Raw genomic sequence first — 25,281 nt, forward strand, 5'->3', positions numbered from 1 at the left:
TTGCCTATCGTCGCGCGATAACAACCGGAGCCATCAATGACATTTCATACTGAATGGCTGCGGAGAGCCTTGCTCGCCACCGCGCTGACCATGGCCGGCCCGGCCCTGGCCGCGGATGATGGCAAGGTGGCCAACTTCCTGCTCGACAATGGAATGGAGGTGGTGGTCGTTCCCGATCATCGCGCCCCCATCGTCACCCATATGGTGTGGTACAAGATCGGCAGCGCCGACGAGCCGCCAGGCAAGTCCGGCATAGCGCACTTCTTCGAACACCTGATGTTCAAGGCCACGACCAACCACGCCGCGGGCGAGTTCGACCGCGCCATATCGGCCATCGGCGGCTCCAACAACGCCTTCACCTCATATGACTACACTGCCTTCCACGAGACGGTGGCGCCCTCGGCACTTGGTGAGATGATGAGCTTCGAGGCCGATCGCATGCGCAACCTCATCTTGACCGACGAGGTCATCAAGACCGAGCGCGACGTGATCCTGGAAGAGCGCCGCGCGCGCATCGACAGCAATCCGCAGGCGGTGCTCGACGAAGAGGTCGACGCGACGCTCTGGCAGAACCAGCCCTACCGCATTCCGGTGATCGGCTGGATGCAGGAGATGGAGCAGTTGAACCGCACCGATGCGGTTGCCTTCTATGACAAATACTACCGCCCCAACAATGCGGTGCTGATCGTGGCCGGCGATGTCGAGCCGGAGGTCGTGAAGGCGCTGGCCGAAAAAACCTATGGCAAGGTCGCGCGCGGTCCCGACCTGCCCCCGCGCATCCGCCCGGTCGAGCCGGAGCAGAACACCAAGCGCACGGTGACGCTCACCGATGGGCGCGTTTCGGTGCCGAGCTTTTCGACGCAATGGGTGGTTCCGTCCTACCACACGGCAAAACCCGGCGAGGCCGAGGCGCTCGACCTGCTGGGAGAGATCCTTGGCGGCGGCAGCCGCAGCAGGCTCTACCAGCAACTCGTGGTCAAGCAAGGCATCGCATCGGCGACCGGCGCCTTCTTCCAGGGTACGATGCTCGACGCCACCAATTTCACCGTCTATGGCGCGCCGCGCGGCGACGCCAAGCTGAGCGACGTCGAGGCGGCCGTCGACGCCGAGATCGCCCGCATCGTCAAGGACGGGGCCACCGCCGATGAGCTGGAGAAGGCCAAGGCCCGCTATATCAGGGCCATGATCTTCGCCCGCGACAAGCAGGACGAGATGGCCAATCTCTACGGCGCCGAGCTCGCCACCGGCGGCAACGTCAGGGATATCCAGGAATGGCCGGACCGCATTCGCAAGGTCACCGCCGATGAGATCAAGGCGGTCGCCGCACGCTATCTGCTGCTCGATCGTACGACGACCGGCTATCTCTTGCCGCAGCAACAGGCGGGGAATTGATGATGACGAGATTGAGCGTTAGCGCTGCCCCTCACCTGCCTACCGGCATCCTCTCCCCCTATAGTGACAGGGAGAGGGGCGCTGTCATCGTCGATTTCGCCAACCATCAGCGTCGTAAGAAGAGCGCCAGCGTCGCGGCGAGACCCTTTCTCCCCGTCACTATACGGGGAGAAGTGCCCGGCAGCGCGATGAGGGGCGGAGCTGACGTTGGCGATCAATGGCCTGATGCGATTACTCATAGGCGCATCGCGGTTCTCCACGTCTTCGCCACACTGTTCCTCGGCATCTTCTTCCTCATCCTGCCGGCGCTTGCCGCGCACGCGATGGACATTCAGCCGGTGACCTCATCGAAAGGCGTCAACGCCTGGCTGGTCGAGGACCACTCCATTCCGATCGTCGCCATCCGCTTCGTCTTCGATGGCGGCTCGACGCAGGATCCGGCGGGGCGGGAAGGGCTGGTCAATCTGATGACCGGCCTATTCGACGAGGGCGCCGGCGACCTCGACAGCGAGGCCTTCCAGATCAAGCTTGACGATGCCGGCGCCGAAATGGGCTTCGAAGCGGCGCGCGACGGCACCTATGGCGCGATGCGGATGCTGGCCGAGCAGAAGGACGCGGCCTTCGACCTGCTCAGGCTGGCGGTCACCAGCCCGCGCTTCGACCAGGCGCCGATCGACCGCATCCGCGCCCAGATCCTGTCCGGCATCATCGCCAATGAGCGTGACCCCAACACCGTCGCGCAAACCAAATGGCTGCGCGCGATCTATGGCGAACATCCGTATTCCAGGCCCGACCAGGGCACCAAGGACAGCATCGCCACCATCACGGCGGCGGATCTGGCTGCCTTCCACAAGGCCAATTTCGCCCGCAGCGGCCTGCATGTCGCGGTGGTCGGCGACATAGATGCCGCGACGCTGAAACGGAAGCTCGATGAGGTCTTCGGCGATCTGCCGGAAAAGCAGGTGCTGCAACCGGTTGCCGATACCGAACTGAAGCTGGGCCAGCAGCTCGAGGTCGACTACGACCTGCCGCAGACCTCGCTGCAGTTTGCCTACCCCGGTGTGAAGCGCGATGCGCCGGATTTCTTCCCCGCGGTGCTGATGAACCAGATTCTCGGCGGCGGCACCTTCACCTCGCGCCTCTATGACGAGGTGCGGGAAAAGCGCGGCCTGGCCTATTCCGTCGATTCCAACCTGGTCGATCACCAGCATTCCAACGCGCTGATCATCACCACCGCAACGCGTTCCGATCGCGCCGCCGAGACGCTCGGCATCGTCAAGGAGGTGGTCAAGAAGATGGCCGAGGAGGGGCCGACCGAGGCCGAACTGGACGCCACCAAGAAATACATGGTCGGCTCCTATGCTATCAGCAATCTGGATTCTTCCAGCGCCATTGCCGCGACCCTGGTGGAATTGCAACTCGACAATCTCGGCATCGATTACGTGCAGCGCCGCGCGGCGCTCATCAACGGTGTGACGCTCGATCAGGTCAAGGCAGCGGCGAAGAAGCTGCTGACGCCGGCGCCCGCGATCATGAGCATCGGGCCGAAGCTGGAGGGCAAATGACGAGCTCCACCTCGGGCCCCACCTTCGGTATCGCCTTTGGCGGCGGCGGCGCGCGCGGCCTCGCCCATATCCACATCGTCGAGGCGCTGAACGAGCTCGGCATCAAGCCCGTGGCCATCGCCGGCTCCTCGATCGGCGCCATCATGGGCGCCGGCATGGCCTCGGGCATGAGCGGCAAGGACATCGAGGACTACGCCCGCTCGATCCTCGGCCGCCGCGCCGAGGTGGCGGCGCGCATGTGGCGCTCGCGTCCCGGCACCATCGCCGAGGCGATGCAGGGCGGCATCCGCGTCAGCCAGTTCAACATAGAGCGCATCTTGAAGGCGTTCCTGCCGGAAGCCATCCCGGAAACCTTCGCCGAGCTGAAAATCCCGCTGAAGGTGACGGCGACGGACTATTTCGGTCACAAGCTGGCCGTCTTCGACGAGGGCGACCTGCATTCGGCGCTCGCCGCCTCGGCTGCCATTCCCGCCGTGTTCCGCCCGGTGACGCGCGACGACCGCGTGCTGATCGACGGCGGCATCTACAATCCGGTGCCGTTCGACCTGATCGAAGACGCCGCCGACATCATCATCGCGATCGACGTCGTCGGTGCGCCGAGCGAGGCCGAGCGCAAGCACCCGACCACGGTCGACCTGATGTACGGCGCCACGCAATTGATGATGCAGTCGATCATCGCCCACAAGCTGAACCAGCGCCCCCCCGACATACTGATCCGCCCGCCGGTGTCGAAATACCGCGTGCTCGATTTCATGAAGATCGACACGCTGCTTGCCGAGACGCAGGAGGTCAAGGACGAACTGAAGCGCGAGGTGGAAAGAGTGGTCGAGGCGCGTGCCAAGGGCAAGCGGGGGAAGAAAGTAGGGTGAGCTGCCGATCTCCCCCCTCGAGGGGGAGATGGCCGGCAGGCCAGAGGGGGTCGTCTCGCGTGAAGCTAGACCTCCTACTGTCGATAGGAGGTTGCGTCAGGACGGACCGACCGCCTCTGTCGCCTTCGGCGACATCTCCCCTCACGGGGAGATTACCCCACCGGCGTCTCACACCCTCCCAGCCGCATATTCCAGCGCCACCACGCCATTGCTGAGCTGTACGGTCGAGATCGGCTCCAACGCCACCGGCATATCGGGCGGGAACAGCTTCTTGCCCTCCCCGACGGAGCCAGGGTAGCTCAGCAGCCTGACGCGATCGACCAGACCATGGCGCAGCAATTCCCGCGCGACGCTCAGGCTGCCATGCACATAGATGTTGCCGCCGCTGCCTTACTTCAGCGCCCGAACCGCTTCCGGCAACGCACCCTTCAGCAACTCGGCCGGTTTCCAGTCGAGTGCCTTCGGGCTTGTCGACGCGACATATTTCGGCAGCGCATTGAACCGGTCGGCGAAGTCTCCGGTTTCCTTGGGCCAAGAGCCGGCAAAAATCTCGTAGGTCGTGCGCCCCAGAAGCATGGCCCCGCTGTCGGCAAGCTCGTCCTCCTTGAACCTTTGCATCTCAATCGTTCCAGGTCACGCTGGGCAGCTTCTCGACCTCGGCGATGCCATAGATGCTGATGAACTCGGTGATAATAAGGTTTCTCATGGCGCTCTCCTTCTTCTGTCAAAGGACGAACCGTGTGAGCCTTTTGCGACCGCTCTGCGAAAAAAAGCGCTTTGTTGAGCAGGCGTTGCTGTCGGGCGCTGGCCCATCGCGCTTAAAGGGGGGCGCTTCGGACACCATCGACAAACGCCAGAACGACCACACACGGAGCAACGCAGTAAACCAGTCTCGCTCTGCGGCCCGTCTTCGTCACAGCGTCGCTTGCGTCGAGATCGACGGTGATGTCCTCATAGCCCAGCACTTCGCCATCAAGCGGGTAGGCGGCCTTGTAGACAGCTTCCTTGGCGGCAAAAAGGATGCGACCGGCAAGATACAAGTCGGTTGCGTCGATCCGGTCAGCGGGGACTGCAACCAGCGCGAAGATGTCGTCGGGCAGGGGCAAAGCGGGCTCGATATCGATGCCGAGCGAGGCGACGTGGGAGAGCGGCGCGACGGCCGCCACGGCCATCTCGTCGTCGTGAGCCAGCGACCCCGTTACTCCATGAGGCCATACCGGTGCGCCGGAGGAGCCGCGGAGGATAGCGACGTCGTTCAAGCCCATATCCGCCAGCAGCTCGTGCGCGATCCACCGCGCCGCGCCACTCGCCCGCCGCATCAGCGGCAGGCGTGACGGGATGGAGCGTGCTTCCTGCGGCAGCAAATGGTTCTCATCGCCTTCGCGGATCGTGCGGCATCCGATCTGAACGCCGGCCGGTGCCATGGCGGCCATCGCCGCCAGCAACTGCGCCGACAGGCTGGCACCGGCATCGAGCGGGCGCGTCATGGCTGGCCGCCCCGCAGAGCGAGGTCGGCGATCATTTCCCCGTCCTCGTCGGGCCCTTCTTCGACGAAACCGGCAGCGCGATAGAGGCGGCGTGCCGCTTCATTCCCAGGTTCGTAGCAGATCGAAACGCGGCTGATTTGGCCGAGCCGCATGATTTCATCCAGCACTTCGCGCAAAGCGGCCTTGCCGTAGCCTTGGCCCTGATGGACGCGATCGATCATGAAGCGGTAGATCCGCGCCTCGTCGTCGTCCTCCGGCGCCTCGTACATCAGGAAACCGACGACGCGATCCCCTGCCATGACGACGCGCGGCCGTGCGTCCCCGTCGGTTTCGGCTTCGTCCAGCGACTCCGCATTTCTGGCGACAAAATCGGTTTGATCCGCGGCCAGTTGCAGGGCCGCGACCAAGGCCCGGTTGGCCGCAGTCAGCGAAACGAGACGGACGTCTGCGCCCATCAAGCCGTTGCCTTGACGCTATCCTCCGGCACCGGCTCGACGAAGCGATGCAGCTTGGCCGGGTTGCCCCGCCAGATCGAGTTGGGCTCCAGCTCTTCGCCCTTCATCACGAAGGAGTCCGCGTCGACCATCGAGCCTTTGCCCATCACCACGCCGTAGTGGACAAAGGCGGAAGGTCCGAGCGTGCAACCATCGCCGATGCGGATGAAATCGGACTTGAACGCGCCTTCTTCCAGCGAATGGGCCTGGATCACGCAGCCCTCGTTGAGCGTGACGTCGTCGCCGATCTCGACCAGCGAACGCTCGGTCAAATTGCTGCCGCCGTCATAGACCCGGCTGCCGACCTTGACGCCGAGCAGGCGCAGGATCATCGGCCGGAACGGCGTGCCGGCGAACAGGCGCACGATCGGCGAATCCGCCAGCTTCCAGTGGCGTTCGTGGCGCCAGAAGGTGACGTCGTAGATCGTCGTCATCTGCGGCTTCAGCCGGCCAAAGCCAAGGCTTGCCCGCTCGACCAGAATGTAGAACGGAATTGTGATCGCCGAGGTCAAAAGCACGGCGGCGAACAGGGCGACCTCCGCCCATTCCGTATAGTAGTTCAGCGCCCGGTCCCAGATCGCCAGCGTGACGAACAGCATGACCCATTGCGTTGCCAGGAACAGAAGAATGGTCACCAGGTTGTGGCGGTTCTTGTGCGGGATGCGCCGGCGCCGGTCGGCCTCGTCGACGCCGGCTATAAGCTCCTTGTCGCGGTTCACCATGCGCGGGATTTCAAAGGCAGGCGAACCGAGAAGGCCGACATTCTGGCGCACCGGCCCGTCGATGGGGATCATCACCTTGGTGCCGAGCAGCACGTTGTCGCCGGTGCGGCCGTCCGGCGGATAGTAGATGTTGTTGCCGAGATAGTTGCGTTCGCCGATGCGCGTCGGCTCGAGCCTGAAGGCCGAGGCGGACTTGTGCATGTTGATCATGAACAGCCCGTCCGAGACCATGGTCTCGGTGCCGATCTCGCACAGAAGCGGGTTTTCATGCTGCTGGTTGGAGCCGAAATTGGAGCCGGTCTGCACCACTCTGTTGAGGTTCCAGCCGATGGCGCGCATGTAGTGCACGATTGCCGAGCTGTCGCCGGCCAGGAGCCCGAGCACGCGGGAATTGCTGGCGAATTCGGCGACGGTCTGCAGCCAGTAGCGGAAACCGTAAAGCGTGTAGGTGCGGCCCGGCTTCAAGATCAGGCTCGTCAGGCGCGGCACCAGCGTCGCTGCCAGGAAAGCCGCCGCGATATAGCCGAAAAGCGTGACCGTGGTGCCGATTGCGACAAGGCCGATCGTCTCCTGATAGTCGTCGCCGACATATTCCCAGTAGCTGTGGAACAGGAGCGGCAGCGGGGTGACAAGGCCAAACAGGCCGACCAGCTGCAGCGCTTCATAGAGGAAGCGCCGGACCTGGTAAGGATTGACATTGCGCACCTTGCAATAGTCCGCCGTGGTCGGCACCGCCGGCGATCCATGCCAGTGCTCGCCGTCCGGGATGCTTTGCCCGCGATGCAGCGAGGACGAATGGCCGAGCTGGGCGCCGTTGCCGATCCTGGTGTCGATATCGAGCGTGGAGCCGACGCCGACGAAGGCATCGCGGCCGATGGTCAGCGGCCCGGTGTGGATATAACCGGACTGGGCCCTGAAGCCGAGGATCATCGATTCCTTGCGCAGGATGGTGTTGGCGCCGATGGAAATAAGATCCGTGCAGACGGGCACGGATTTCGATTCGATGACGGCGTTTTTCCCGAGCTTGGTGCCGAGCAGCTGCAGATAGAGGCTGTAGAGCGGGCTGCCGCGGAACAGCACGACGGGCGCGGTGCGGATCAATGTCTTGACCACCCAGAAGCGGAAGTAGCGCACGCCCCAGATCGGAAACGCCTCGGCCTTCCACCGGCCGATGAGCACCCATTTCGCAAGGACGGCAAAGCCCGACATGCCGAAGAACACGGCCGCCGAAAGCGCCACGCACCGGATATAGAGCTGCAGCGGATCGTCGAGCGCGTCATACATCCAGTTGAGGCCGTCATTGATCGCCCAGAGCGCCACGTAGCTGTAGAGGCCGTAGAACGAAAGCTGCGCCGCGCCGCAGGTCCAGTAGGCGAAATTCGAGGCCCGGCGGGTAAGGACCGGCTCGTTGGTTGCCGTCGTCATCTCCTCCGCTACCCCCAGATGCAGCGCCAGGCGCGCCACTGTGGGATAGAGATAGATGTCGCGCATCGACGTCGTCGCCCATTCCTTCCTGGTGCGCACGCGCGCGCAGAAATGCGCCATCAGCAAGGAGTTGGCGCCGAGATCGTCGAAGAAGTGATCCTCGACCGACACCGCGTCGAATTTCAGCACCGTGGCCAGCGCTTCCGCCAGGAATCGCTCGTCCTCATTGCCGGGCGGCACCATTGTGCGATCGGCCGAAAGCCGGACGCTCGTCGGCTTCGGCAGTTGGCGCAGGTCTACCTTGTTGGAGACGGTCATCGGGATGGCGGGCAGCTCCTCCAGATAGGCGGGCACCATATAGTCCGGCAGCCGCCGCTTCATCGTCTGGGCGAGATCCCCTCGGGAAATCGCCGCTACGCCGGTTTTAAGCGCGTAATAGGCAACCAGTTCGACGCGGCCGGGCTCGATCTCCCAGGTGGTGACGGCGGCCTGCGCGATCTCGGGCTGGTCGAGCAGCACCGCCTCGATCTCGCCGAGCTCGATGCGATATCCGCGAATCTTCACCTGCGTGTCGATGCGCCCGGCATACTCGATCTCGCCGCTATCGTTGATCCGGCCAAGATCGCCGGTGCGGTAGATGCGCTGCGACGGGTTGTTCGGCAGGCCGACGAAATCGGCAATGAATTTCTGGTCGGTCAAGTCCGGCCGGTTCAGATAACCGACGGCGAGCCCGATGCCGGCAATGCCGATCTCGCCCAGTTCACCGGGCTCGGCAAGTTGCGGCAGCGAAGCGTCGAGAATGACGATCGAGTAAGTCGGCAACGGCGCGCCGATCGTGACGGGACGGTCCGGCGTCAGCGCCCCCATCGTTGCGGTGACGGTCGCCTCGGTCGGCCCGTAGGTGTTGAGGATCTGCCGGCCCGGCTTCGACCAGCGCACCACCAGATTGTGCGGGCAGGCCTCGCCGCCCACCAGAAGCGTGCGCAGGCTGGGAACGTCCGATGTCATCGATGACAACAATGTCGGGCTGCAGGCCATGCAGGTGATGTCATGGAGGCGCAGGAAATCCGCCAGTTCCTCGCCCACCAGCGGCATCTGGCCAGGTGCCGGCACCACCGTCGCGCCGGCGACGAACGGCACCCAGATCTCTTCGGAGGAAAAGTCGAAGGCAATGGTCATGCCCTGATACACCCGGTCGCCCGGCCGGTAGCCGTAGGAGGCGGCCGCGACGTGTATGAAATTGACGAAACTCTGGTGCGTGATGACCACGCCCTTGGGCTTGCCGGTGGTGCCCGAGGTATAGAGGATGTAGCAAATGTCGTCCGTCGCCTGCTGCTTCAGCGGCGCGGGCGACTGTGCGGAGATTTCGGCGGCGGCGCTGTCGATCAGCACATGGGGAACGGGCAGTTGACCGGCGCGCGACGCATAGGCGGCGATGGTGACGATCATGCTGACGGCGGCGTCTTCGATGATCAGCGCCATCCGCTCCTGCGGAAACGCGGTGGCCAGCGGCACGAAGGCAGCCCCCGCCTTCATCACCGCCAGCAACGCGACATAGGTTTCCGCCGACCGGTCGAGGATGAGCCCGACCCGGTGGCCCGGCCGCACGCCGTGCTTGATCAGCATGCGGGCGAACCGGTTGGCACGGCTGTTCAGCTCCTGATAGGTCCACACGCGTCCGTCGGAGATCACCGCCGGCAACGTGGCGAATGTCACGGCGAGCTGCTCGAACACCGTATCGAGCCGCTCACCCGGCTGCAGGGCAAAGTCGGCGCCCGTCAGGACCTGGCCGTCCCTTGCCGGGCCGCGAGCGATCCTTGCCAGCGCATCGATGCCTGGCAGGCCGCCGATCGGTGTTGCCGCGTCGCTGTCCAGCCCGGCGATATCGTAGTCCATGTCCATACTCTCTCGTCCTGGGGCATTGCCCGGCTGTTCATGCCGCCGCCGGAACAGGCTTGTGCCGCCGCTGCGATTTTGTTGGTGGAGGGCTTCCAAAAAGGAAGTGCCCGGAATCCCGACCGGGAAGCTTATGCCACCCGATCTTTTCGCCGGTTTTTCCGAACTGTTGAATTTTGTTTCTGGAGTGTGTCTGGGCGGGGAGCTTGGCCGGCCGCTCGCTGCACCTTGCGGGGGAGGGCTTCAGCGTTGGTGGCAACCCGGAAAGAGACTATGAGCGAACCTCATGCGGACGGCGTCGGCGAGCTGTCTATAATGGAGCGCTACGGCGACCCAGCAGCAGAGCGATGCCCAACGCCGGAAGCGTCGCCGCCGCGACGGCGAAGAAGACGAATTGCAGCCCGGTCGACGCGGCGACCAAGCCGAGCGCCGGACTGCCGAAGCCGAGCGCCACGTCGAGGAAGACGGTGTAGAGTCCCATTGCCAGGCCGCGGCTGCGCGACGGAAGACGGCCTACGGCCTCGGCGCCGAGGCCGGGATAGACCAGCGAGTAGCCGAGGCCAGTCAGACCCGCTCCGATCGCGGCGACAACAGGCCCGGTCGCAAGCCAGATCAGCATCAGCCCTGCCGCCTCGACCGCGACGAAGATCACAGCGACGCGTGCGCCCCCAAGCCTGTCGGGCGTGGCCGAAGCACAGCCTTGCCACGATCAGCGACGCGGCATAGGCCGTGAAGGGAAGCCATACCGGCTGCCAGCCCCGCTCGGCGAAGAGCAGGGCGCCGAAGCCCAGAATAGCACCATAGCCGAGGCTGCTGAAAGCAGCTCCGACGCCAGGAAGCCAGACCGCTTTCGCCACGCTCCTCCATGACTGCGGCACGCTGCCCGCGGCGGCGCCGGTGCCGCGCATCGGCAGGATGGCAAGCAGCGTCGCCAGCGGCAGTAGGATCGTCGCGAGCGCGATCGCGGTGAAACCGCTCGCTGCATAAAGCGCAGATCCGACCGGCGCCCCCAGCGCGAGCGCCGCAAACATCGCCGTGCCCACCCATGCTATGACTTTTCCGGAGTTCTGTCCGCCCGCAACGGAGAGGCCCCAGGCGACGCCGCCGGTGATGATGAAGCTCTCGGACGCGCCCAGCACCGCCCGTCCGGCGAACAGCGCCGATGCGGACGCTACCGGCCGGTCGAGCAATGCCAGCGAGCCGAGGTAAAATAGCCCGGCAAGGGTAGCGGCAATGAGGCCGACGACGACGGCGCGCTTGCCGCCGCGCCCATCGGCATAGTTGCCAGCCCCGATGCGCGACAGCATCGAGGCGACGAACTGGCTGCCCGTCACCAGTCCCACTGCGAAGGGGCCGAAGCCAAGCTGCTGGTGAAGATGCAGCGGCAGGACGGGTAGCGCCAGGCCGATCAGCAGGAAGCCGGCGAAGACGGCCGCCATGATCGGCGCCAGTTCCGCCATGACGCCATTTCGGCCTGATATCCGCGCCATTTTGGTCAATCGGTAATCCAACTGTTCGGATCAGTAGCGTTCGTAGGTTACGCGCCAGCCTTCGGCCGGGTTGTCAGGCGTGAGGACCAGTTTGTTGCCCGAGACCTCGAATTTGCGTTTCATGCTCTTGCCGACAAGGTTGCGGACCAGGGAGGACTCGATCGCGATGACGAAGGTCTTGTCCTGGTCGTTGATGGCGACCGGCCCGTAATAGGCTTCGTAGCCATTCGCCGTGTAAGGCGTGTCCGGCGCCTTGGGGTCGGGGTTCTGCGCCTGCACAGAGAGGGTGCCGGCCTCGGTGAAGATGACCTGGCCGGAATAGGACACGGGCTTGAGGTTTCCCTCGGCGCCGGCCTCGAGCGAAATCATGCGCCATGCGCCGATGATCGCGGATTCTTGCGAGAAAGCCGGCGTGGCGACCGAAAGCGCAAGCGCAAGCGCGGCAATCTTCAATCTCATAGTCATATGTCGTTGTTCCTTTTCTGAGTTGTGGGTACGCACAGGCGGTCCTCGATCTTTGCTCACACCGAAAGCATGACCTTGATGGCGCGACGCTCGTCCATGGCGCGGTAGCCTTCAGCGACCTCGGCCAGCGGCAGCTTGAGGTCGAAGACCTTGCCGGGCTTGATCCGACCTTGCAGCACACGGTCCATCAGGTCGGGCAGGAAGCGGCGCACCGGCGCCGGGCCGCCCAGCATGCGTTTCTGGCCGAAGAATAGTTTTTGGCCGTCGAAGTTCACGCCATGCGGCACGCCGACATAGCCGATGGTGCCGCCGGGGCGGGAGCAGGCCAGCGCCTGGTCGAAGGATTCTCCCGTGCCGACGCATTCCAGCACGGAGTCCGCGCCGACGCCCTTGGTGAGTTCCTTGATGAGGGCCACGCCTTCCTCGCCGCGCTCGGCGACGATGTCGGTGGCGCCGAACTCGCGGGCGAGTTTTTGGCGGCTGGCGTGCCGGCTCATGGCGATGATGCGCTCGGCGCCCATCGCCTTGGCCGCAAGCACGCCCATCAGGCCGACCGCACCATCGCCGACCACCACCACCGTCGATCCTTCGCGGACCTCGGCTGCGTCGGCCGCATACCAGCCGGTGCCGAGCACATCGGACACCGCCAGCAGGTCAGGGATGAGTTCGGCCGGCGGCACTTCGGCGGTGGCGACCAGTGTGCCATCCGCCAACGGTACACGGGCGTAAGGCGCCTGCGCGCCCGACATGAACTCGCGCTGCACACAAGACGACTGGAAGCCGAAGCGGCAATGCGGGCAGGTATTGTCGGAGAGGCAGAACGACCCGACGACGAACTGGCCGGGACGGACGGTGCGCACCTCTGCGCCGACCTCGACGACGATGCCGCAATATTCGTGGCCCATATGCATCGGCCCGGCGACCGGCTGCAGCCCGCGATAAGGCCACAGGTCCGAGCCGCAGATGCAGCTTGCCGACAGCTTGATGATGGCGTCCGTCGGCCGCATGATTTTCGGATCGGCGATTTCCTCGCAGCGGATGTCGCCCGGTTTGTGAAGAACGGTTGCAAGCATGTTGGTTCCTTTCGAGGAGAGATCAGGCGCCGTAGTCGGCGTCGCTGACATGTTCCAGCCAGTCCACGACCTTGCCATCCTTGACCTCCTGGAGGGCGATGTGGGTCATGGCGGTCTGAGGCGACGCGCCGTGCCAGTGCTTTTCGCCGGGCGCGAACCAGACGACGTCGCCCGGATGGATTTCCTCGACCGGGCCACCTTCGCGCTGAACTCGGCCGAGGCCCGAGACGACGATCAGCGTCTGGCCGAGCGGATGCGTGTGCCAGGCGGTGCGGGCGCCGGGCTCGAAGGTTACCTGTGCGCCTTGAACCCGCTCGGCGTCGAAGGGATTGAAGAGCGGATCGATCCGCACCGTTCCGGTGAACCAGTCAGGCGGTCCCTTGCCGGAAGGCCTGGTGCCGGCGCGAAGAATGTCCATGGTGATCTCCTTTGCGTCCTCAACTGCGTTCGATGCGAAGCGGGAATTTGCCGCGAACGTGCAGGGCCTGCTCGCCCTCGTCGAAGCGGCCAAGCCTGATCAGCCCGGGGTGGCGGTAGTCGGCGTAGAACATGGCCAGGTTGCCCCAGGGCATGAAATAGCACAGGTCATAGGGCTGCTCGTCGGCGAACGGACCGCTTCCCTCCTCGGTCAGCTTGCGTGGCAGATAGGCGATCTTCTCGTTATGGGCGTAGTCATCGATCTCGACGTCGAGCGGCAGCATGGAGAAGAAGTCGCGCGCCGAGGGATTGTCGTAGAGCGTGGCGGTCATGGTGCGGCCGTTGAAAACCATCCTGATCTTCATGCCGGTGGGCTCCTGGCTGACGGGAGATTGGCTTTCCTGGCTGGCGGCTGTGCGAGGCAGGGCCGCCACCGCGAGCGCGACGCCGAGCAATGTCCGGCGGCTGAGCGGCGCATGTTCGTTCGTCACGGCAAAGACCTCCGGGCCATATGCGCTGCGGCAAGGGCGGCGAGCGCCGATCCGCAGAGCAGCACCGCGCTCAGAGTGAACGGCCCCCGCCAGCCGACCGTATCGAACAGCGTGCCGCCGATCGCGGCGCCGCCGGTGATGGCGAGCTGGATGACGGCTACCTGCAACCCGCCGCCGGCCTCCGCGTCGTTCGGCAACGTTCGGCTGAGCCACGTGCCCCAACCGACCGGCGCGGCCATGCCGAAGAAGCCCCAGGCAACGAGCAGCAGCGCTGTGGGACCCGGGAGTGCACCGAAGGCGATGAGCGCGGCGGCCAGCGCAGCCATGACCAGCGGGATGACGGTGAGGATGCTGAACAGACGCGTGCGCAAGAGCCGGCCGACGCACCATGTGCCGAGCACCCCGGCCAGCCCCATCGCCAGCAGGACCGCCGAGAGGGCGGCGATGTCGAGCCGCGTGACGTTCTCGAGGAAGGGCCGCAGATAGGTGAAGAGCGCGAACTGGCCCATGAACAGCATCATGATCGACGCCATGCCGGTGGCGACGGGAAGACGGCCGAGCAGCGCCAGCGGATTGCCGGCACGATTCCTGCGGCGCGGCGGCAGCGGCGGCAGGCTTGTCCATTGCCAGGCCAGCGCCAGGAGACCAAACGGCACGACGAGGAAGAAAGCGCCGCGCCAGCCGACATAGGCGCCAAGAAAACTGCCCAGCGGCGCGGCGATGGTGGCCGCAATGGCATTGCCGGCGTTCAGCATGGCGAGACCCTTCGGAACCATGTCTTGCGGCACGAGGCGCATGACGATCGCGGTCGACATCGACCAGAACCCGCCGATCGCGATGCCGAGCAGCGCCCGGCCGACCATGAGCAACGCGTAGTTCGGCGCGAAGGTGACAGCCAGACCGGACACGATGAGGAGGAGGGTGAAGCCGGTCACGACCAGTCGGCGGTCGATGTGGCGCGTGAGGCCGGCGACCAGCAGGCTGGTCACGACGGCGAAAGCGCCCGAAATCGAGATCGCCTGTCCCGCCCGGCCCTCGGTGATGCCGAGATCGGCCGCTAGCGGCGACAGCAGGCTGACCGGCATGAATTCCGATGCGATGAGCACGAAAACACATAGCGCCATCGACAACACCGCGCCCCATGCGGCGCGGTTTTCAACAAGCCTTGTGTCGTATGTGGTTTCCATGATTGGCATCCTGGCAAAGCGCCGGACGGATCAGCCGCAAATTCCCGTCGCTGCCAGAAGATATTGCAGGGGAACCCATTTAAGTAGACTAAGCAATCCGCATGGACTTATCTGCTCATGATATGAATGTCCGATGGGAGGTGCCCTATGCAGCGCGATGGCATGAAGGATCTGCTCTGGTTCGTGGCGGTCGCCCGGGAGCGCAGTTTCACCAGGGCGGCGGCAAAGCTCGGAACCTCGCAGTCGACCCTGAGTTCGACAATCAAGGAGCTTGAAGCTCGTCTTGGCGTCCGCCTGCTGACGCGTACGACGCGGAGCGTCTCTCCGACCGAGGCCGGCGAGCGACTTTTCCAATCTCTCGTTCCCCGCTTCGAGGAAATCGAATCCGACCTCGCAAGCCTGGTGGCCTTTCGCGACAAGCCCTCCGGAACGGTCCGCATCACACTGTCCGACCATGCGCTCCAGACGACCGTCTGGCCGAAGCTCCAGCCCTTGCTCAACGACAATCCCGACGTGCGCGTCGAGCTCTACAGCGACAACGGCATGAAGAACATTGTGGAGGAGCGCTTCGACGCAGGTGTGCGGCTCGGCGAGAGCATCGACAGGGATATGATCGCAGTGCGCATCGGGCCGGATTGGAGGCTCGTGGCCGTGGCTTCGCCGGACTATTTTTCCCGCCATCCGGTTCCGACCGCGCCCCAGGACCTGGTTGATCATGACTGCATCAATATGCGGCAGGCGACGTTCGGCGGACTGTATGCCTGGGAATTCGCCAGGGATGGCCGCGACCTTCGTGTGCGGGTGGAAGGCCAACTCACCTTCAATTCGTCCATTCCCATGATCGAGGCTGCGACAAGCGGCTTCGGCATCGCCTATGTCCCGGAAAACCTCGTCAGCCACCACATCGCCGATGGACGCCTCAGGCTCGTGCTTGACGACTGGAGCCCGCCTTTTGCCGGCTATCACCTCTATTATCCGAGCAGGCGACAGCTCTCCCCTGCCATGGCGGTGATCATCGACGCGCTCCGCCATCGCATCTGACCCCGAGACTGTTGTGGATCATGAAGCTGACCTTGCTGAATGGCAGGTTCTGCCCCCAGGCATCCTCAATGCCTGCGATTTGGCCGATCGGCGTTGCCGCGTCGCTGTCCAGTCCGGCGATATCGTAGTCCATGTCCATACTCTCTCGTCCTGGCCGGGCATCGCCCGGCTGTTCATGCCGCCGCTGGAGCAGGCACTGCGCCGCCGCTGCGATTTGACCGTTGTTTGTGGAGGACCGACGCTGCCAAAAAGGGAAGAATCCGGAATCCCGACCGGGAAGCTTATGCCACCCGAACTTTTCGCCGGTTTTTCCGAACTGTTGAATTTTGTTTCTGGAGTGTGTCTGGGGGCGCTCGTCTGACCCGTCCCCTTGTTGGCATTTGGGGGCGTGCTGCGCTCGCGGGAGGGATCAACCCTCGCCAGCGCGCCGAGCCGGAAAATGCGAAGCTCTCTTGACGATGAAAAGGTTCCGTCCTATCTCACGTGAGTAACGTGAGTTAGGTGATGACCATGAGATACCAAATGCTGCGCTCTGATCAGGAGCCCGTGCTTGCAGGAGCCTTGAATGGGAAAATCGCATTCGCGCGCATGATACAGGGCATCGACGTCAATCCAGAGACTGCTGCTCCGCTCTTCCTGGACTTTCGCGATGTACAGGTCGCGACTGCAAGCTACCTTCGCGAGTCCGTATTCTCGTTCAAGTCTTACCTACGGTTGACAGATTCAAAGTTCTACGCAGTCGCAGCAAATGTGAATGAATCAGTTTATGATGAATTTCAGATGGTTGCAGATGCGAAGAATGATGCCATCCTAAGCTGTCAGCTGAGCGAGGACGGCCATGTTTTCGATATTGGCCTTGTTGGCAAACTTGACCCAAAACAACAGATTACATTTGACCTAGTTAATAGACTCCGTGAGGCCGACGCAAACACCTTGAAAGAGCGCTTCGGCGAAACCGAGAAGACCACCGCTTGGAACAACCGACTCGCTGGACTGGCCGCTCGTGGCCTTATCCGCGAGTTTTCAAAGGGACGTGCCAAATATTACCGGCCCGTCGTGGAGGTAGGGAACAATGGGCGTTGAGTTTCTGAGCCGGACAAAGAAAACGATCCGCAAGACCATCGACATCCAGCGGGTGGCTTTGGCGACGCCTCATCTGTTCTCGGCGGTTCCTGGGGAGAAGCCCCAGGTCTATCTTGGAACGATCCGCTCCGGCGTCGCGGTCGCGGCAGGCGAGTCGTTCATCGTGGAATCTAGGAACTCCGGTTCAATCACATTCAGGCGTGGCAACGACACCGTTGGCTCGATGGACAATCCGTCAACGCAGATAGTCTCCTCCATCCAACAGTCAGGAGGGGTTGCTCGCGCGGTTGTTCAGCGCGTCCACACCATCTCAGGCAAAGTGGATGTCACGCTGTGCTGACCCACGCAACCAAGAGTACTGAACTCCAGACGCGCATGCTCACGGACAACCCTTACGCAAATACGATGTGCCTGGGTTGCGGGATCTGCCCGGAGCGACGAGTCTGTGGTGGCCTAAGCTTGGAGGCGCAGATTGTCGATTGCCTGCATCATTGCTGCGGCACGCCCGAGTTCTGCACAAAGGTATGCGCTAACAACACCGTGCTGTTCCCCCAGCAGTCGCGGGAAATCGGAGGTTTCGACCTGAACATCACGCCCCGCGCGCCTATTCGATCCATCACGCTTAAGGGGGATATCGTGGAACTGATCTATCACGGCAGCCGTCGCTCGCAGGCACTGGACGCGGATATCGTGGCGCTGAGGTTGGCGGATGTCGTGGACTTCCGTCGCAAACGGCCCAAGCATTCCAGCGCGGAGCAACTTCGTGAGGCGTTTCGCCTGATGCCGGATTGCAAGATCATCCTGACCGGCGTGGATCACGACAACAGGATTGAGTCCTGGTGGTCGCTCGGTTCCGCCCGTCCGGCGATCATTAGGGGGCTGGTTGCGCTCGGCATCCACATGGTCACCACGCCGAATTTCAGCCTCGTCCTAGATCATCCTCGCTGGGACGATCTTCACGCCATGAAACGTATAGCGCTGGTCTTCGCCGAGTTCCAAGAGAACGGTCTAGCGTGCGCATTGCATCCGAATGGGCGAACTTTTCAGGATTTCGAACGCTGGATGTCCTTCGTCGTCGAGCGTCCAGAGGTGCAGGCGCTTGCTTACGAATTCATCACCGGACCAGATCGGACTGGGCGACGGCAATTTCATCTCGATCGCCTCGCCGAACTCGCCGCCGCTGTAAATCGTCCGCTCGACATCATCATCCGCGGCAACCCACAGGTCATTCCTTTCCTGCGCGGGCATTTCCGCGAGGTCATTTATATCGACACGACGGCCTTTATGAAGACGCAGAAGCGTCGCATCGCCGAAAGAGTCGCGAATAGTGCTCTTGAGTGGGTCCCTTTCAAAACGCTACCCAAAGCCTTCCTCGATCCATTGCTAAGGATCAATCTAGAGGAGCAGGTGGCTTACCTTCGAGCCGCCTACTATAGCCTGCCGCCGCTGGCAGCCAGAGCAGGCTGAGGTGCGCCATAGATAGTCTGACCTTCGAACTGGTTGACGATATTGGGCTGGCCGCCTCAAGTGGACCGGGATGGGCAGCACGAATTCCGCCGCAAACCGGTCACGAGCTTGGTCCTCTACTGGAGCTTTGGCGTCTCGGCTATTTGCCGGACGCCCTTGGTCGATGGCTTGAGGCGCCAGGATTTAGGGAGCAACTCGCAAACGTCATCGCGATGACGGATTGGTTTAGGGCCGACGGACAGCAAGGTGTCATCACGGTTCGTAGTGTCGTCAAGAATGCCATGAATTGGCATGATTTCTCGATCAGGGCCAAAAACGCGGCTACCAGAGTGGGCGTGGGGCAGCAAGAATCCTGGCAACTCGTCGCGAGCCTCGAGGAAATTTACACCAACACCATCGAACACAGCGAACGCGCGGATACGGGCGTGGTCGCGTATGCCGCCCGGCGGGGCAGTTTCGAATATGTGGTATGCGATAATGGGATCGGGGTTCTGCGAAGTCTTCGCAAGAACCCCCTCTATGCCGGAGTGTTGGACTCGTGCACCGCATTGGAACTGGCGCTTAGCGAGGGGATCTCAGCAAAAGCCGAGCAGGGCCGTGGAATGGGTTTTCGTCCCATCTTTGTCGGCCTCGCCAATATTAGCCGAGTAGTGCGTTTCAGGTCCGGCGACGGGGCGCGTATACTGGCGCGCCAAACAGATGGAACACTGCCCTCTACCACCTTGCAGAGGGCTTGGATCGACGGACTCTTCTGTTCGGTCAAGATCGACGCTCAAGCACCAGGAGCACCATAAATGCAGTTCAGGGTGATCTCGGCTTTAGTTGTATTCTTGGGGTCTTACCTACCCTTGAGCCTCATACTTCTCGCACAGGACTTCGAGTACGCTTTTCTAGACCGCCCGCTTTGCTGGAAGGTGTGGGAGAGCGCCTGCTCGATACCGTGCCGTTGCCGCAAAGCCTGGCCAATTTCGACATACATAATTCTACGGTTTCGGTGTGGCTCTTCAAGAAGTCCATCGCGCCGGGAGGTGCGCCGCGGTTCACGGGACGTCGCGTCGATACGGACGAAGAGCTCGACAACGCCTTAAAGGTGGCCCTCGCTCAGGCGCGGGACTCGATTCAGGACGTTACTCCCTACACACTCTTGGCGGCGGCGCAGGATGGGATTGCTCTCAGGATCGACGCCTTGGAGACCCACGCCGACGCAATCACTGCGCAGATGGCGGATCCACTTGCCGAAAAGAAAGTGAGATCGTTGAAGGAGGTACAAAACACCAAGTTCTATGTCGTGAAGCTAACCCATGGCGACAGCGCGATCTACGCGGTCCGAAGCACGGATAATTCTTGGCAGTCCAGGCAGGTTCGGAGCGCCATTTCCGTTATATTCAAGGACGAACAACTTGGACTCAATGAAGAGCCAGCCTTCAGCATATCCCGCCATGTTGATTTCTTCATCGCTGGCGAGGACATCATCATGTTGAGCAAGCCATCATTTGAAAAGGTGCTGAGCTACAAGCAGGCTCATGCCGAGGATTTCGTGGCCTTGCAGGCGGAACCGGCTTTCGCCGCCATTTTCTCCGATGTCGCTCCACTCGTGACATTCGTGGGGGAGAACAAAATCCATCTGCGCCGCGCCTGCGTCATCCGCCAGAAGGGCCATTATCTGGATGCGCAGTTTATGCAGCGGCTGCGCGACAATTTCCAGAAGTGCGGACTGAACTTGGTGTTTGGCCAAGACGGCAAGCTGGTCGCGACGCCGGAGACTTGCGCGGATATTGTTCGCGCCTTGCTTGACCACCGGTTGTCGTCAATATTTTCCGAACAGAACTATGACGTGCCCGATGCTACCGCCGTAGCTTGATATCTTGAGCAGGCCAGTCACGGTCGCCATTCCCCGTTCATGATCTGGCGCCTCCCGTGCTTCTGGGCGAAACATCATAACCGGAGCATCGCGGCGCGTAGAAGAGGAGCCGTCCACAAGGCGACATCAGAATATTTGCTCGTCAATGACCGCCTCTGGTGCAAAGCGGCTATCACGATCAACCGGATCGTGTCGCATCCCGCTATACCCTCTTGCCTTCCCCAAATTCTCATCCTAGTCTCGTCTGAGAAAACGTTTTCCCAAACTCGCAGCATCCGCCACCCACCCACATCAACACGCCAGAGACCCGCAAGAGAAAACCTTTTCTCAACCCGAGGACTTACACCCGACCAATGCCCTCCGACACCTCGCCGCCACCCGCCAAGACCCCCGTCACCCTGCGTGAAGTGGCGGCGATGGCTGGCGTCAGTGTGGCCACGGCGTCGAAGGCGCTGAACGGGCAGGGGCGGATGACCGTCGAGACGCGGCAGCGCATTCGCGAGACGGCGCAGCGGCTCGGCTTTCGCCCCAACAGCCTGGCGCAGAGCCTGCTGCGGCGGCGCTCCTTCACCGTCGGCCTGTTGACCAATGATACCTATGGCCGCTTTTCGCTGCCGGTCATGTCGGGCATTTCGGATGCGCTGGTCGACGCCGGTGTCTCGGTGTTCATGTGCAATGTCGAGGACGACCCGCGGCTGGCGCAGCTGCATGTCGAGGCGATGCTGGACAAGCGCATCGACGGCATCATCGCCAGCGGCAAGCGCATCGACCGCCATCTGCCGGTCGACCTCGCCAATCTCGGCGTGCCCGTCATCTACGCCTTCAGCCAGCCCGATCCCGATGCCATCGCCTTCGTCTCCGACGATGCCGGCGGGGCGCGGCTGGCGGTCGAGCATTTTTGCCGGCTCGGGCGTCGGCGCATCGCCCATGTCAGCGGTCCCGCCAGTTTTGCCGTGGTGAATGAGCGGGCACAGGCTTTTCGCGATGTGCTGGCCGCCCACGGCCTGCCGGTCACCGAGCCCTTGCTCGGCTCGTGGTCGGAAGCCTGGGGGCATGAAGCCGTCGGAAAGCTGTTCGACGGCCCAACGCTCTTCAACAAGAAGGGGGAGAAACCCGACGCCGTGTTCTGCGGCAACGACCAGATCGCGCGCGGCGTCATCGATGCGCTGCGCGAGCGCGGCTTAGGCGTGCCCGGCGATGTCGGCGTCATCGGCTTCGACAATTGGGAGATCGTGGCGGAGGCAACCCGCCCGCCGCTGACCTCGGTCGACATGAACCTGGCGGCGCTCGGCCGCGAGGCCGGCCTCACACTGCTATCGCTCGTCGGTGGCGAACCCGCCGCGCCGGGCATTCGAAAACTGCCGTGCCGGCTGGTGGTGCGTCAGTCCTGCGGCCGCCCATTGGACGGCTAGGAGAACGCGCGGCGCCATCTAAGGGAGCGCCGCAACAGGGAGGAGAACAGAACCATGAGGAGGAAAACCATGAAGACCGTGATTACCGGGTTCGCGCTCGCCGCGAGCATCATTGCCTTGCCTGCAATGGCTGCCGACACCGCCAACATCTGGGTCCGCGCCGACGGCTCGAACTTCATGCCGCGGATCGTCGATGCCTTCAACAAGGGCCATGAGAACCAGGTCAAGCTCGACATCATTCCCAATGCCGAGATCATCCCGAAATATGGCGCCGCCGCCGCCGGCGGCACGGCGCCCGACGCGCTGTCGCTCGACCTGATCTACACGCCGTCCTTTGCCGCCGCCGGCCAGCTCGAGGACATCACCGACTGGGCGAAATCGCTGCCCTATTTCGCCAGCCTGTCGCCGGCGCACGTCAAGACCGGCACCTACAAGGACCACATTTACGGGCTGCCGTTCTCGGCCGACGCCTCGGTGCTGATCTGGAACAAGAAACTGTTCAAGCAGGCGGGGCTCGATCCCGACAAGGGCCCGGCCAACTGGGCCGAGATCGAGGCTGACGCCGAAAAGGTCAACGCACTTGGTGGCGACATCAAGGGCTTCTACTTCTCCGGCAATTGCGGCGGCTGCAACATCTTCACCTTCACGCCGCTGATCTGGGCCTCGGGCGGCGACATCCTCTCCGAGGACGGCTCGAAGGCGACGCTGGACAGCCCGCAGCTGCGCGGCGCCATCGACCTCTACCGCTCGATGGTCAAGAAGGATCTGGTGCCGGCCGGCGCGCAGACCGACACCGGCGCCAACTTCTTTGCCGCCTTCGCCACCGGCAATATAGGCATTTCGCCGTCCGGCGCCTTCGCCATCGGCGCGCTCAACACGCAGTATCCGGATATCGACTATGGCGTCACCTTCCTGCCGGGCAAGGACAGCGGCTGGTCTTCGTTTGCCGGCGGCGACAATTTCGTCGTCACCAAGGGCACCAAGAAGCTCGCCGTGGTGAAGGAGTTTCTCGACTTCGCCTATTCGCTCGAAGGCCAGACCATCCTGGCCAAATACGGCAGCCTGCCGGTGCGCGGCGACATCGCCAAGGAGGCGCTGAAAGATCTCGATCCGCGCTACCAGATCGCCGCCGAAGCCATGGCCAAGGGCCGCACGCCCTATTCCGTGGTGTTCAACGACCTGATCAACTCAGCCAACGGTCCGTGGACGCAGATGATCAACGAGGTCGTCTTCGGCGACGACGTCGACGGCGCCATCGCCAATGCACAGGAGACCATGCAGTCGATCATCGACCAGGCGCAGAAATAAGGACTGGCCGGCGGCGAGGGCGGTGCAACGCCCTTGCCGCCGCGGGTCCTGATCCGGCCGCCCGGTCCGTCTCCCTGGACGGGCGGCCGGCGCTCCTTACCCTCCCCCTTGTGGGGAGGGTCGCTGCGAAGCAGCGGGGTGGGGGAGGTGTGTCCCACGCCCTACGAGATCCAACGGAAGAGCAGCATGACCCCTGGCATTCTCAATCATCGCACCGACGCCCTACCTCTCCCTTGCGGGGAGGTCGGACCGCAGGTCCGGGTGGGAGGCCGGCGCCGCACCCCCACCCCGCTGCTGCGCAGCGACCCTCCCCACAAGGGGGAGGGTAAATGACCATCACCACCACCACCCCGCCACGCGCCAGAAAACTGGTCGGCGCCGGCCGCCGGCAGTGGATCGGCCTGCTCTATGTCGCGCCGGCCGTGGCGCTGGTCGTCGTGTTCTTCATCATCCCGCTCGGCATGACCGCCTGGATGTCGCTGCACAACTGGCCGCTGATGGGCGAGCATTTTTACATCGGCTTCGACAATTACCGGGCGATCCTGCGCGACAACCGTTTTTGGAACGCGCTGAGCTTCACCGCCTACTACACCGTGATCGTCACCATCGTGATCTTCGCCGTCGCCTTTCCGCTGGCGCTGTTCATCGAAAAGCCCAGGCGGCTGACCGGCTTTTACCGGACATCCTTCTTCATGCCGGCGGTCGTCGGTTTCGCTTCTGCCAGCCTGCTGTGGTCGTGGCTGCTCAATGTCGATTCCGGCCTGTTCAGCCCGGCCGCCTACGACCTCGGCCTGACGGCGAAAAAGTTCAACCTCCTGGCGACGTTCCAGCCGGCCTTCTGGTCGATCATCGCCATGGTCGTCTGGAAGGTGGCGGGCTTCACCATGATCATCCTGATGACCGGCCTGCAGTCGATCCCGACCGATCTGCAGGAAGCCGCGATGATCGACGGGGCAGGGCCGTTCGCGCGCTTTCGCGCCATCACCCTGCCGCTGATGCGCCGCACGCTGGCGCTGGCGCTGATCCTGTCGATCGCCGGTTCGATCCTCGCCTTCGACCAGTTCTACATCATCCTGCGCGGCGGCCCGCGCAACCAGACGCTGACCGCCGTCTACTGGATCTTCAACCAGTCCTTCGTCTCGTTCAAGCTCGGCTATGGCGCAGCTTTGTCGATGATCCTGCTGGCCATACTGGTGGCGCTCAGCCTGGTTCAGCTGTGGCTACTGCGCAAGCCGGAGGGCATCGACTGATGGCGCAGGCAAGAAGCCGCAGCAGCCGCCTCTGGCTCAGGATCGCCGAGCATTCGACCGGCATGATCGCCTCAGTGCTGTTCATCGCGCCGATCGTCTGGGCCGTGCTGTCGACCTTCAAGCCGGCGCAGGAGGCGCGCCAGCCGCCGCTGCCGCCATGGCCGACGACCGGCTTCTCGATCGAGAACTACCGCACGCTCGACACCTTTGGCGACGGCCTCTGGCTGCCGGCGCAAAACAGCCTCTATGTCGCCTCGATGACGGTGATCCTGTCGGTCGTCGTCAGCGTGCTGGCCGGCTACGGCTTTTCGCGCTTCCGGTTTCCCATGAAGGATGTGCTCTTCATCGTCATCCTGTCGACGATCATGATCCCCTTCCAGTCGATCCTGACGCCGATCTTCCTGGTGCTGACCAAGGTCGGCCTGCACAACACGCTGACCGGGCTGGTCCTGGTCTACACCACGCTGCAATTGCCGTTCTCCATCTTCATGATGCGCAACGCTTTCGACGCGGTGCCGCGCGAGATCGAGGAGGCCGCGCGCATGGACGGCGCCAACAACGTCACCATGCTCTTGAAGGTGATGCTGCCGCTGGTCTGGCCGGGCATCGTCACCATCGCGCTGTTTGCCTTCCTCGGCGCCTGGAACGAATTCCTGGCGGCCCTGGTGCTGATGACCGACCAGTCCAAATTCACGCTGCCGATCATGATGACGGCGCTGCAGTCGGGCCGCTTCGGCGCCATCGACTGGGGCGCGGTGCAGGCGGGCGTCACCGTGATGATGGTGCCGTGCCTGGTGCTCTTCCTGTTGCTGCAGCGCTTCTACATCCGCGGCCTGATGGCCGGCGCGGTGAAATGAGCCGCCGTGAAATGACCAATATCCAACGG

The 25,281-nt window shown here is 63.2% G+C and carries 25 protein-coding genes and 1 pseudogene; 14 read left to right on the forward strand and 12 right to left on the reverse strand.

The features are described 5' to 3' along the window. The first annotated feature begins 36 nt into the window (after positions 1-36). The 3 genes from NKI46_RS22390 to NKI46_RS22400 all read left to right on the forward strand — a co-directional run bounded on the left by NKI46_RS22390 (position 37) and on the right by NKI46_RS22400 (position 3,826). Complete coding sequence (locus NKI46_RS22390) at positions 37-1,392, forward strand: M16 family metallopeptidase (RefSeq protein ID WP_023739221.1); 1,356 nt, start codon at positions 37-39, stop codon at positions 1,390-1,392. Between the two features lie 188 nt (positions 1,393-1,580). Further along, on the forward strand, positions 1,581-2,957 hold the full coding sequence (locus NKI46_RS22395; protein ID WP_023739222.1) for a M16 family metallopeptidase: 1,377 nt from the start codon (positions 1,581-1,583) through the stop codon (positions 2,955-2,957). Next, complete coding sequence (locus NKI46_RS22400; protein WP_352460528.1) at positions 2,954-3,826, forward strand: patatin-like phospholipase family protein; 873 nt, start codon at positions 2,954-2,956, stop codon at positions 3,824-3,826. The genes NKI46_RS22395 and NKI46_RS22400 overlap by 4 nt, the downstream gene beginning before the upstream one ends. 168 nt (positions 3,827-3,994) lie before the next feature. Here the strand turns inward: NKI46_RS22400 and NKI46_RS22405 are convergent, their stop codons facing one another. The 12 genes and pseudogenes from NKI46_RS22405 to NKI46_RS22460 form a co-directional block, all read right to left on the reverse strand. Further along, on the reverse strand, positions 3,995-4,195 hold the full coding sequence (locus tag NKI46_RS22405; protein ID WP_352747956.1) for a dihydrofolate reductase family protein: 201 nt from the start codon (positions 4,193-4,195) through the stop codon (positions 3,995-3,997). A gap of 21 nt (positions 4,196-4,216) precedes the next feature. Continuing rightward, positions 4,217-4,444: a dihydrofolate reductase family protein gene (locus tag NKI46_RS22410; RefSeq protein ID WP_352747959.1), complete on the reverse strand. Its 228-nt coding sequence runs from the start codon at positions 4,442-4,444 to the stop codon at positions 4,217-4,219. A gap of 200 nt (positions 4,445-4,644) precedes the next feature. Next, positions 4,645-5,313: a 4'-phosphopantetheinyl transferase family protein gene (locus NKI46_RS22415; protein ID WP_023739224.1), complete on the reverse strand. Its 669-nt coding sequence runs from the start codon at positions 5,311-5,313 to the stop codon at positions 4,645-4,647. Continuing rightward, positions 5,310-5,768, reverse strand: coding sequence for a GNAT family N-acetyltransferase (locus NKI46_RS22420; RefSeq protein WP_023739225.1), 459 nt, complete (start codon positions 5,766-5,768; stop codon positions 5,310-5,312). The genes NKI46_RS22415 and NKI46_RS22420 overlap by 4 nt, the downstream gene beginning before the upstream one ends. Next, the gene (locus tag NKI46_RS22425; protein ID WP_352747963.1) at positions 5,768-9,856 is read right to left on the reverse strand and encodes a Pls/PosA family non-ribosomal peptide synthetase; all 4,089 of its coding nucleotides are present in this window, start codon (positions 9,854-9,856) and stop codon (positions 5,768-5,770) included. The genes NKI46_RS22420 and NKI46_RS22425 overlap by 1 nt, the downstream gene beginning before the upstream one ends. A 304-nt stretch (positions 9,857-10,160) precedes the next feature. Beyond that, positions 10,161-10,469 (reverse strand): MFS transporter, encoded by a 309-nt coding sequence (locus NKI46_RS22430; RefSeq protein WP_352748010.1) that lies wholly within the window; start codon positions 10,467-10,469, stop codon positions 10,161-10,163. 94 nt (positions 10,470-10,563) lie between these two features. Beyond that, positions 10,564-11,340: pseudogene (locus NKI46_RS22435) on the reverse strand (MFS transporter); the annotation flags it as partial. A gap of 30 nt (positions 11,341-11,370) precedes the next feature. Next, on the reverse strand, positions 11,371-11,805 hold the full coding sequence (locus NKI46_RS22440) for a lipocalin-like domain-containing protein (protein ID WP_352747965.1): 435 nt from the start codon (positions 11,803-11,805) through the stop codon (positions 11,371-11,373). Between the two features lie 56 nt (positions 11,806-11,861). Next, positions 11,862-12,878, reverse strand: coding sequence for a zinc-dependent alcohol dehydrogenase family protein (locus NKI46_RS22445; protein ID WP_352510795.1), 1,017 nt, complete (start codon positions 12,876-12,878; stop codon positions 11,862-11,864). 22 nt (positions 12,879-12,900) lie between these two features. After that, entirely contained in the window at positions 12,901-13,296 is a 396-nt protein-coding gene (locus NKI46_RS22450) for a (R)-mandelonitrile lyase (protein WP_352543686.1), read from the reverse strand. Positions 13,297-13,315: 19 nt separating this feature from the next. After that, positions 13,316-13,786, reverse strand: a complete 471-nt coding sequence (locus NKI46_RS22455) for a cyclophilin-like fold protein (protein WP_352747969.1) — start codon at positions 13,784-13,786, stop codon at positions 13,316-13,318. Further along, on the reverse strand, positions 13,783-14,973 hold the full coding sequence (locus tag NKI46_RS22460; RefSeq protein WP_352747972.1) for an MFS transporter: 1,191 nt from the start codon (positions 14,971-14,973) through the stop codon (positions 13,783-13,785). The genes NKI46_RS22455 and NKI46_RS22460 overlap by 4 nt, the downstream gene beginning before the upstream one ends. Before the next feature lie 147 nt (positions 14,974-15,120). Between NKI46_RS22460 and NKI46_RS22465 the strand changes: the two genes are divergently transcribed. From NKI46_RS22465 to NKI46_RS22515, 11 genes are all read left to right on the forward strand, one after another. Then, on the forward strand, positions 15,121-16,014 hold the full coding sequence (locus tag NKI46_RS22465; RefSeq protein ID WP_352462987.1) for a LysR family transcriptional regulator: 894 nt from the start codon (positions 15,121-15,123) through the stop codon (positions 16,012-16,014). Positions 16,015-16,027: 13 nt separating this feature from the next. Then, a complete protein-coding gene (locus tag NKI46_RS22470) occupies positions 16,028-16,375 on the forward strand; it encodes a hypothetical protein (protein ID WP_352626815.1) in 348 nt (115 codons plus the stop codon). A gap of 161 nt (positions 16,376-16,536) precedes the next feature. Continuing rightward, positions 16,537-17,097: a hypothetical protein gene (locus tag NKI46_RS22475; protein ID WP_352626817.1), complete on the forward strand. Its 561-nt coding sequence runs from the start codon at positions 16,537-16,539 to the stop codon at positions 17,095-17,097. After that, a complete protein-coding gene (locus NKI46_RS22480; protein WP_352626818.1) occupies positions 17,087-17,437 on the forward strand; it encodes a hypothetical protein in 351 nt (116 codons plus the stop codon). Before NKI46_RS22475 ends, NKI46_RS22480 begins: the two co-directional genes overlap by 11 nt. Before the next feature lie 119 nt (positions 17,438-17,556). Further along, a complete protein-coding gene (locus NKI46_RS22485; protein WP_352626820.1) occupies positions 17,557-18,564 on the forward strand; it encodes a hypothetical protein in 1,008 nt (335 codons plus the stop codon). Positions 18,565-18,776: 212 nt separating this feature from the next. Beyond that, positions 18,777-19,358 (forward strand): ATP-binding protein, encoded by a 582-nt coding sequence (locus tag NKI46_RS22490; RefSeq protein WP_352626822.1) that lies wholly within the window; start codon positions 18,777-18,779, stop codon positions 19,356-19,358. 110 nt (positions 19,359-19,468) lie between these two features. Next, positions 19,469-20,425: a Kiwa anti-phage protein KwaB-like domain-containing protein gene (locus NKI46_RS22495; RefSeq protein ID WP_352747978.1), complete on the forward strand. Its 957-nt coding sequence runs from the start codon at positions 19,469-19,471 to the stop codon at positions 20,423-20,425. A gap of 353 nt (positions 20,426-20,778) precedes the next feature. Next, positions 20,779-21,837 (forward strand): LacI family DNA-binding transcriptional regulator, encoded by a 1,059-nt coding sequence (locus tag NKI46_RS22500; RefSeq protein ID WP_352747981.1) that lies wholly within the window; start codon positions 20,779-20,781, stop codon positions 21,835-21,837. A gap of 69 nt (positions 21,838-21,906) precedes the next feature. Beyond that, positions 21,907-23,145, forward strand: a complete 1,239-nt coding sequence (locus NKI46_RS22505; RefSeq protein WP_023689585.1) for an ABC transporter substrate-binding protein — start codon at positions 21,907-21,909, stop codon at positions 23,143-23,145. Between the two features lie 329 nt (positions 23,146-23,474). Continuing rightward, entirely contained in the window at positions 23,475-24,395 is a 921-nt protein-coding gene (locus NKI46_RS22510; RefSeq protein WP_023745482.1) for a carbohydrate ABC transporter permease, read from the forward strand. Further along, a complete protein-coding gene (locus NKI46_RS22515) occupies positions 24,395-25,252 on the forward strand; it encodes a carbohydrate ABC transporter permease (protein WP_023805029.1) in 858 nt (285 codons plus the stop codon). The genes NKI46_RS22510 and NKI46_RS22515 overlap by 1 nt, the downstream gene beginning before the upstream one ends. The last annotated feature ends 29 nt before the right edge of the window (positions 25,253-25,281 follow it).

Origin of the sequence: Mesorhizobium sp. M0615 (assembly GCF_040320805.1) — a bacterium.
Lineage (GTDB): Bacteria > Pseudomonadota > Alphaproteobacteria > Rhizobiales > Rhizobiaceae > Mesorhizobium.